The sequence below is a fragment of the Pelosinus baikalensis genome (assembly GCF_020819555.1).
In the GTDB taxonomy this organism is placed as follows: Bacteria; Bacillota; Negativicutes; order DSM-13327; family DSM-13327; genus Pelosinus; species Pelosinus baikalensis.
Window position 1 is genome coordinate 28780 of the sequence record NZ_JAJHJB010000044.1, and the last position, 7499, is coordinate 36278.

Consider the following 7499-nt stretch of genomic DNA (forward strand, 5'->3'; position numbering starts at 1 on the left):
AATTTACATTGGGCAAGAAATTGTTTATATGTCATACCCATGTGCTCTCGAAACTTTGTAGAGCAGTAATACGGTGAATAACCAACATATGATGACATATCTTGCAGGCTTGGGTTTTCCGTTATGTTATTTTCTACCCACTTTGCCATTGCTTCTATTGTTTGTACAGACATTTGCTTCACTCCTTTCTCCAGTATATCAGTCTCCACAGTAAATTACTTGATTTGAGTTGCACATATGAGATAAGGTGCTTGCCGATAGCCTCCGTAATTTGACTGCAGCAGGAGTTTACGGATGCCTTTAATTACTGCACAGATTATAAATAATCAGAATTGACTATCTGTAAAGATTATTCAATTGTATTATAATAAAATTTGATTAATAAATCTACTCTGGCAAACCGTTTTATATACCCCCAAAAAACACATCGGGCCAACTTGGCCCGATGTTATTTTATGCGGAAAGGAGGAAACGTACATGGCAACCATGACTGAATATATAAATAAGTATTTGGCTGAAAAAGGAATAGGAATCAATGATTTGAGAAGTGTAGGCAATAAATCGCTAAGAGAGGAACTGATAAAGCTTCTAATGGAAAAATCCAACTTGTCCCTAAGAGGGATTGCGGAGACATTGGAACTAAACCGTGAAATGGTAAGAAAGTTGCAAGTGTCAAAGGACCTGTCCCCTTGACATTCTCAAGGGGAGCATATCACTTCAACGCGCCGGATAGGGTTTTATTATTATATATCAATTTTTGTATTAATTTACATTTTATTGCAGGGGTTTTCTGTAAAATGTAGTATATTTAGAAATTAAGGAGGTGGTTATATGCGAGGAAAACTATTATTATTGCTAACTTGTTTATTAGCTATTTCAATGATAATTGGAGGTTGTACAAGCATGCAAAGTTCAAAGGAAATTACGCCTCAGGTGGCCGAGAAGTATCCAAATAAACCAATCAATATCATTGTGCCATTCGGTGTAGGGAGTGGTAGCGATATATTAGCACGTATGCTGGAAAAAGTAACATTAAAACATTTAGGACAACCTTTGGTTGTTATCAACAAAGCCGGTGCAACAGGGTCCATAGCATGGAATGAATTGTCCAGTTCCAATCCCGATGGGTATACAATTGGTATGGCCAGTATTGAATTACTTTTACAACCAAATTACGGAATTACAAAATACAATTATCCAACTTCTTTAGAACCTCTAGCTCAATTTGCGTCAGTACCAATGGTACTGGCCGTCCAAGCTAATCAACCGTGGAAAAACATTAATGAATTTATAGAAGATGGAAAACTTCATCCAGAAAAGTTGAAATTCAGTCATGTTGGTATTGGCTCTCTAAATCATATCGTTGGTGAACAATTATCTAAATCTGCAGGAATTGCATTTGAGCAAGTTCCTTTTAATAGCGGTTCAGAAGCCGTAACGGCTTTACTGGGCGGACATGTTCAAGCTGCAATTATTGGTCCAGCACAAGTTAAAGAGCATATAAAAAGCGGTACAATAAGAGTGTTAGCAGTAGCAACAGACCAAAGGCTAGCTGATCCGGTATTCTCAGATGTGCCGACGTTTAAAGAGCAGGGGATTGATATTCAATTTAGCAATTGGTATGGTGTAGCCGTTCCAAAAGAACTTCCCATTGAGATAAAAGCTAAATTAGCTGAAGGTTTAAAAGAAATGATTACTGATCCTGAATTCAAAAAAAATGTTGAAAACATAGGTCTTCAATATAAATATTTGGATCCCAAGGAATCTGAAGAATTTTGGATAGTGGAAAATAAAAAAATCAGTGAAACTATACAAAAAACCGGTATCTTAAATATAATCAAGGTTCAAAAACAATAGATAACAAATAAGCCCTCACCCAGCAGGCTTTCGCTACTAATCCGAATGGAGAAATCCACATAGTTTCACCCTCTCGAAAATCAGTGACGGTTCTATTGCTTCTTATATTTCTAAGGTATAGCACCTTTAAGGGAAGCAAATGAACCGTCACTTCGCTTCTAAATAGAGTTTGTAAGGTTCAATCATGAGTTTAGTGAGGGAACCTTTCTGGATGTCCGCGAAGAGAAGGAAATAGATCAGTTAAATGTGACTGAATATATAAATAGGTATTTGGCTGAAAAAGGAATAGGAATTAAGAAAATACAGGGACAGGGACACCGTTTTAGATAAAAGAAAATACAGGGACAGGGACACCGTTTTAGATAATATAATTCCCAGAGAGGGTATGAAACACATTCCCTGTCCCTATATTTTTTGTATTAGGGGGAGCAGTATGCCAAGATATGCAGGAATTTTGTATTTTAATGGTAAATAGAATAGAAATATAGGATACTGTCTTTCAAAGAAAATCTTATGTTTCTATATTGATGACATGAGGCAAAAAGATGGGATTGCCTCAATAGCTCGAATAATAGATCTATCATCAATACGGGTATGGAAAGCGTGAAACATGGCCCCTGTCCCTATAATTTTCTATATTTTTTGAGTTAAGCCTTAAGAATCAAGGAGAGATAAGCATGAAAACTATTGGTTTGATTGGTGGATTAAGCTGGGAATCGTCGGCTGTATATTATCGCATAATTAACGAATTAGTTAGAGATAAAGTGGGTAGTACCCATTCAGCAAAAAGCATAATGTATTCCGTTGATTTCGCGGAATTTGAAAAGCTGCAGCATCAAGGAGAGTGGGATAAGCTTACTGAATTAATGATTGACGCGGGGATGCGCTTGAAAAAAGGTGGTGCAGATTTTATGGTCATATGTACGAATACGATGCATAAAATGGCAAATGCGGTTGAAAGTCAAGTAGGCATTACTTTATTGCATATTGCAGATACCGCTGCGGATGAAGTGAAGATAAGGGGATTGCGTAAAGTCGCTCTACTAGGAACAAAATTTACTATGGAACAAGATTTTTATAAAGGTCGTTTAGCCCAAAAACACGGTATTGAGGTGGTTATACCAGATCAAGATGAGCGTGAAGTGATTCACTCTATTATTTACCATGAATTGGTATTGGGTAAAATCTTGGAATCGTCGCGTGAAGCATTTGTAAAAATCATGGAGCACATGCATAACATTGGAGCAGAAGGTATTGTATTGGGGTGCACAGAAATTCCTCTATTAATTAGCCAAAAAGATAGTATAGTGCCAATTTTCGATACGACTCAAATACATGCTACAGCTGCAGTTGAATTTTCATTGAGATAGTTGACTTGTTGTTGAAAAGGAGTGTCAAGGGGACGGGAGTGTCAAGGGGACGGGGTTATCGACACTGGAATTATTGAGAGGCTGTCGACAACCCCGTCCCCTTGACACTTCCGGTTTGCAATACAGAACAGTTTAACTTACAAGGGCGTTTTTACCTATTTCGGATAGGCTTATTTGAGTTCGCCCTTTTTGGAATTTGGTGCACATTTTGTTTTCACAATAACCGTCCCGAACTGTTCTAGCCTGATATTTAGGTGAAATATTGGCTGATTTATGACTTTATGAAAATTTTGCACTAAAACCGTCAATTATTCTGATTCAATCCTAAGCTTTTTTGATTCATATTGAATTTTGAAAATGCGTATGATATAATTCTGATATAACGATTGGAGTTGAAAAGAATGTAATTTTTCTTGCTAATTATAAACATAATAAAACTGTCAAAGCAAAATTATTTGCTTGTTTTGTTATTGTTATGCAAGAAAGTTACTAATTCCTTTCACTCAGACTATATATCCTCGTCATGCCTAAGATGGGTATGGCTTTGCTGTATTTATGAGCTGCAAGAATTGACTTTCTTGCAGCTTTTATATTTTTCATACAGGAGGATAAATTTATGTCGTTAATCAATGTTACAAACCTGACGTTTGCTTATGATGGCAGTTATGATAACATATTTGAAAACGTAAGCTTTCAAATAGATACTAATTGGAGATTAGGATTTACGGGAAGAAATGGTAGAGGTAAGACAACATTTTTCAATTTATTGCTTGGTAAATATGAATACACAGGTAATACTTCTGCAAGTGTCAGCTTTGAATATTTTCCTTTCCATGTAGTAAACAAGGAAAATATTACTCTTGATGTAATCAGTGATATTTTTCCAGACTATCTTCACTGGAAATTGATGCGTGAACTTTCATTGCTAGAAGTTTCTGAAGATATTTTATATCGTCCTTTTGATTCATTATCCTATGGCGAGCAAACCAAAGTATTGCTTGCTACTTTGTTTCTTAAAGAAAACAGTTTTCTATTGATTGATGAGCCAACCAATCACCTTGATATTAATGCAAGAAAACTTGTCAGTGACTATCTCGATACCAAAAGTGGGTTTATTCTAGTATCGCACGACAGATCGTTTCTTGATAACTGCGTTGACCATATTATTTCAATTAATAAGACAAATATAGAAATTCAAAAAGGCAATTTTTCCTGCTGGTGGGAAAATAAAAAAAGGCAGGATAGCTTTGAACTTGCAGAAAATGCAAGGCTTAGGAAAGACATTAATCGTTTAAAGGATTCTGCCAAACGAACGAGCGATTGGTCCTATGAGGTAGAAAAAACAAAAAATGGAACAACAAACTCCGGTTCAAAGCTGGATAAAGGTTATGTTGGCCATAAGGCTGCTAAGATGATGAAACGCTCCAAGTCAATCGAAAACAGACAGCAATCCGCTATTGATGAAAAGTCTAAACTTCTCAAAAATATTGAACACTCCGACAGTCTAAAGATTTCCCAAATAACTTATCACAAAAACCGACTTGCCGAACTTGAAAATGTTTCAATTTTTTATGGTGATACGATGGTTTGTAAAGATGTCAGCTTTACCATAGAACAAGGTGAGCGAATTGCGCTTATAGGTAAAAACGGCTCCGGAAAAACAAGCATTATTAAGCTTATTTGTGGTGAGGATATAAACTATACAGGAATTTTTAGGAAAGGAAGTCAGCTTAAAATATCCCATGTCTCCCAGGACACATCACATCTTCAAGGTAATTTAACTGACTATGCTGTAAATAATGAGATTGACGAAAGCCTTTTTAAATCTATTTTAAGAAAGCTTGATTTTTCCAGAGTTCAATTTGAAAAAGATATGTCAGCTTTTAGTGGCGGCCAAAAGAAAAAAGTGCTGATTGCAAAAAGTCTTTGTGAGAAAGCTCATTTGCATATCTGGGATGAACCGCTTAATTTTATTGATATTATCTCTCGCATGCAAATAGAAGAGTTACTGCTTGAATACTCGCCAACGTTACTATTTGTGGAACATGACAGAGAATTTTACAAAAATATTGCAACAAAGATTTTTGAACTTTAACTTTATCCAGTAACGCCGCCAATTCCCATCCGTGGCCATTCGTGGTCAATGTCGACTGGAGCGGCATTCATGACATTCCCATGCTCTGGATAGAATTAATTCAAAAGATAAAAACAAAAAAATAACTGGAATATACTAAATGAAAGGAGTTATTCCAGTTATTATTCTGCATGGAAACCGTTCTATTTTTTCAGAAAATAACATAAAGGAGCGTGATCTAATGTCAACAATACATGGGGAAATTGATGGTATACGTAAAACTTTTCTGACAAGAATAGAACAACTCTATGAGTTTACAGTGCCTTTTGGACAAGTTGTAACCTCTGAGCTGGCACAAAAGATGATTGAAATTACAGAAGACCTTAAACGTGAAATCGCTGTATATATAAATAGACGGGGGCAGATTACAGCTGTTGCAGTAGGGGATAGCATTGCAGTCGTCTTGCCTGAAATCGACGGTCGCCGCTCTGCAAATCGTTTAAGTGGTACACGGTGTATTCATACTCATCCGAGCGGTGATACTGAGCTTAGCGGTGTGGATATTGCGTCCTTGAAACAAGTGCGTTTTGATTTAATGGCTGCGATTGGACAACTCGATAGTATAATTCAAGTTAGTTTTGGTATTATTACTGATGTCAAGAATGATACTTTTCATACACAAACAATTGGACCATTATCTCTAGAGGAATTTATTGAATTAGATTTGACGTACTTAGCATCACAAATTGAACGTCAATTGGAACTGAATACTAGAACCAGTGCTATTGCCGAACCAGAGAAATCGATATTAGTGGGCCTTGAACGACAAGGCAAATGGGAGATACAGGACTCTTTAAAGGAATTAGAACAACTAGCGGAAACAGCTGGTGCTGAAGTGTTGGATATGACCTGGCAAAAAAGAGAACGACCTGACCCTGCATTATTTATTGGTAAGGGTAAGGTACAAGAGCTTAATTTATTAAAGCAAGAAAAAGGTGCTAACCTTATTATTTTTGATGATGAGTTGTCTCCAGCACAACAACGTAATCTCGAAAAGCAACTCAATACTAAGGTGCTCGACCGTGCAGCCCTTATTTTAGATATTTGTGCCCAGCGTGCTCGTTCTCATGAAGCAAAATTGCAAGTCGAATTAGCCCAATTACGTTATAGTTTGCCAAGACTAGGGGGGCAAGGGCTGGTTTTGTCAAGACTCGGCGGAGGCATTGGCACAAGAGGTCCTGGCGAAAGCAAACTCGAAGTCGATAGACGACGAATACGAGACCGCATTGGCGATATCACAAGGAAAATTGAAAACATAGAAAAACAACGAAATTTACATCGTAAACGTCGCCAAAGTACACGAATTCCAACAGTTGCTTTAGTAGGCTATACAAATGCGGGGAAATCAACTCTGCTAAATACTCTCACTGACTCAGATGTATTTGCAGAAGACAAATTATTTGCTACACTTGACCCTACAACACGGCACATGACTTTACTAGATGGACAAACCACACTCTTAACTGACACAGTAGGTTTCATCCAAAAGCTTCCTCATCATCTAATTGCAGCTTTTCGCGCCACCTTGGAAGAAGTCATACAAGCAGATTTGCTCCTACATATCATTGATGTGAGCCATCCACAATACCAAGAACAAAGTAAAATAGTGTATCAGGTACTTGGTGAACTGAATGTCGATACAAGAAATCTAATTACTGTATTTAATAAAGTTGATAGAATAGGCAACCAAGATTTGTTAGATCAATTATTAAAGCAGGATAACAGTATTGCAATATCGGCATTGTCAGGGGTAGGTACTGAAAATTTGCTGGGATTAATTGCCGTTTTCCTAAAAGAACAGAAAATTGAGATCTCTTTATTAATACCTTACAGTGATAGTAGTATTATCGCCCAATTATATGATGTATCTACTGTACATTCCACTGAATATCGGGAGGAGGGCATTTATGTTTTGATATCATTGCCTCCTGATGAAATTAACCGTTTCAGTATATATACAATAGGAGCTGAAGTTAATGAATAACTTTCCGCCAGAAATTCTAGAAACACGCTAGAAGTTTCTGATGTTATGTTTTCTTTCTATATATATGTGTAGTGTAAATGTAAGATTGAATGTGTCAAGAGACCAGCTAACTAAAGTCAAGCCCTCACTAGAAAAAAATGATCACTTCAAAAAT

The 7499-nt window shown here is 36.7% G+C and carries 6 protein-coding genes; 5 read left to right on the forward strand and 1 reads right to left on the reverse strand.

Going from position 1 to position 7499, the window contains the following annotated elements; translation table 11 throughout:
• The coding region (locus LMF89_RS26345) for an AraC family transcriptional regulator (RefSeq protein WP_369412676.1) at positions 1-173 on the reverse strand (173 nt) is incomplete at its 3' end.
• A 304-nt stretch (positions 174-477) separates the two neighbouring features.
• Between LMF89_RS26345 and LMF89_RS21525 the strand changes: the two genes are divergently transcribed.
• The 5 genes from LMF89_RS21525 to hflX all read left to right on the forward strand — a co-directional run bounded on the left by LMF89_RS21525 (position 478) and on the right by hflX (position 7345).
• On the forward strand, positions 478-693 hold the full coding sequence (locus tag LMF89_RS21525) for a hypothetical protein (RefSeq protein ID WP_229536885.1): 216 nt from the start codon (positions 478-480) through the stop codon (positions 691-693).
• Between the two features lie 210 nt (positions 694-903).
• The gene (locus LMF89_RS21530; protein WP_229536890.1) at positions 904-1857 is read left to right on the forward strand and encodes a Bug family tripartite tricarboxylate transporter substrate binding protein; all 954 of its coding nucleotides are present in this window, start codon (positions 904-906) and stop codon (positions 1855-1857) included.
• 677 nt (positions 1858-2534) lie between these two features.
• On the forward strand, positions 2535-3227 hold the full coding sequence (locus LMF89_RS21535) for an aspartate/glutamate racemase family protein (RefSeq protein WP_229536886.1): 693 nt from the start codon (positions 2535-2537) through the stop codon (positions 3225-3227).
• A gap of 616 nt (positions 3228-3843) precedes the next feature.
• Complete coding sequence (locus LMF89_RS21540) at positions 3844-5322, forward strand: Lsa family ABC-F type ribosomal protection protein (protein WP_229536887.1); 1479 nt, start codon at positions 3844-3846, stop codon at positions 5320-5322.
• A gap of 220 nt (positions 5323-5542) precedes the next feature.
• Positions 5543-7345: a GTPase HflX gene (gene hflX, locus LMF89_RS21545; protein ID WP_229536888.1), complete on the forward strand. Its 1803-nt coding sequence runs from the start codon at positions 5543-5545 to the stop codon at positions 7343-7345.
• Positions 7346-7499 lie beyond the last annotated feature (154 nt).